General features: G+C 69.1%; 2 protein-coding genes. Both read left to right on the plus strand.

Annotated features, from left to right (window positions below; all coding sequences use genetic code 11):
- Positions 1-196 precede the first annotated feature (196 nt).
- On the plus strand, positions 197-1789 hold the full coding sequence (locus OO48_RS35665) for a GDSL-type esterase/lipase family protein (protein ID WP_051733397.1): 1593 nt from the start codon (positions 197-199) through the stop codon (positions 1787-1789).
- A gap of 71 nt (positions 1790-1860) precedes the next feature.
- Positions 1861-2332: transglycosylase family protein (locus tag OO48_RS40915; protein ID WP_167346500.1), on the plus strand; the 472-nt coding region annotated here is incomplete at its 3' end.

Genomic DNA, 2332 nt, shown 5'->3' on the forward strand with positions numbered 1-2332 from the left:
GCACCACCGTCCACCTCTACGCCCACACCACCGACGGCCTCACCCACAGCCAGGACACCAACTACACCAACTCCACCTGGGGCGGCTGGTACAACCTCTGACCTGTGACGGGCCAACCGGCCCGGGCGGCCCGATACCGCCCGGGCCGCCTTCCGTCACTCCCGCTCCTCCCCCTGCCCCGTTCCCAGGAGGACCTGTGAAGCGCCTCACCGCCCTGGCTGCGATCTGCCTGCTAGTCGCGACCGGAACCGCCACCACTTCCGCCGCCGCTCACGCGGCCATCTCCTCCGCGACCGTCTCCTCCACGCCGCACATCGTCCGCGTCATGCCGCTCGGTGACTCCATCACCTGGGGCGTAGGTAGCGCCACCGGCGGCAGCTACCGCCAACCCCTAGCCGAACTGACGGGACAACAGTCCTCCTACTCCATCGACTTCGTCGGCTCGATGCACAACGGCCCGACCGCCGATTCGGAGAACGAGGGCCACAGCGGATACACGATCGACCAGGTCCGGGCGAGCGTGGACCGCTGGCTCGCCATGGCCCGCCCCGACGTCGTACTGCTGCACGTAGGGGCCAACGACCTGGACCACGGGAACCGATCCGGCGCTGCCGACCGCACGACCGAGTTGATCAACCAGATCTTCGCCGACCGCCCCGGAATCACCGTCATCCTCCAGGGCCTCGTACCGACCTCTCCCGGCCTGAACGACCAGCTGACGGCGGACCAGATAGCCCAGTACAACAACCAGCTCCGGCAGCTCGCCCCCATCGAGCAACAACAGGGCAAGCACTTCAGCTTCGTCGACGCACCCGCGCTAGTACCCTTCAACGCCCCCAGCCCGGAGATGGCTGACGGGCTGCATCCCAACGACCTCGGCTACGCCCGCATCGCGCGTACCTTCTCCACCGCACTCGAACAGGCCCACGGCAACGGCTGGTTCACCGGCGGAGCCCCTGTCCCGCAGGGCCCGCAGACGGCCTCGGCGATGACCGGGCACACCGTCCACCTTTTCCGGGTTACCGCCGACGGCCACATCGAGACCAACGACGGGAACTACGACGCCGGCGCCTGGAATGGCTGGCGACAACTGCCCGGCAGCCTGGTCGTCTCCCTGTCCGCCGCAGCCACCGGTGACACCGTCCACCTCTACGCCGTGACCCAGGACGGTTTGCTCCACACCGCCGACCAGAACTACACCACCGGTACCTGGACCGACTGGCGCTACGTGCCCGGCAGCCAGATTGAAACGATCACGGCCGCGGCCACCGGCGACACCGTGCACCTGTACGCCGTCCTACGCCAAAACGGCGTACCGCGCACCGCCGACCAGAACTACACCACCGGTACCTGGACCGACTGGCATGACCTGGGCGGCGGCCAGGTCTCCCAACTCGCCGCAGCCGTCACCCGCAACACCGTCCACCTGTACGCGGTCACCCAGGACGGCCTGCTGCACACGGACGACGGCGACTACACCGCGGGCACCTGGACCGGCTGGCACGACCTCGGCGGCAGCCTGGTCACCTCCCTCGCCGCAGCCGGCATCGACGACACCGTCCACCTGTACGCCGGAACCCAAGACGGCCTTTTCCACACAGCTGACGGCGACTACACCACCGGCCGATGGAACGGCTGGACCACCCGGCCCGGCAGCCTCGTCGCCCACCTCGCCGCCGCCACCGACCGCGACAGCGTCCACCTCTTCGCCTCCACCACCGATGGCCTGACCCACAGCCAGGACGCCGACTACAGCCGATCGGCCTGGGGCGGCTGGTACAACCTCTGACCCGCAGCCGCAGGGCCCGCCCCGGACGGGCCGGCACCACAGGCCTCCTCCTCCTCACCCAAGGACCTCCCATGCCCAACAAGCCCCGCACCGCAATGTCCACGCTCCTCGCGGCCACCGTGCTCACCGCACTCGGATGCTCCCTCGCCGTGACCGCATCGGCCCAGGCCGCCTCGGTCGCGACCTGGGACAAGGTTGCGCAGTGCGAGAGCGGTGGGAACTGGAGCATCAACACCGGCAACACCTACTACGGCGGTCTGCAGTTCAGCTCCAGCACCTGGCTCGCCTACGGCGGCGGGCAGTACGCGTCCCGGGCCGACCTCGCCACCAAACAGCAGCAGATCCTGATAGCCGAGAAAGTCCTGCGTGCCGCAGGCCCCAGCCAGTGGAGCTGCGCGGCCGCCGCCGGGCTGACCAACGACGGGATCGACCCCTACCCCGCCCCGCCTTCGGGTCTGGCCGTGCAGGCGGGTCAGGTGTCGTCGGTGGTGGTGAACGGGGTGGGGCACGTGTTCCAGGTGACTTCTTCGGGTGGGATCCGGA

Origin of the sequence: Kitasatospora phosalacinea (genome assembly GCF_000716545.1) — a bacterium.
In the GTDB taxonomy this organism is placed as follows: Bacteria; Actinomycetota; Actinomycetes; order Streptomycetales; family Streptomycetaceae; genus Kitasatospora; species Kitasatospora phosalacinea.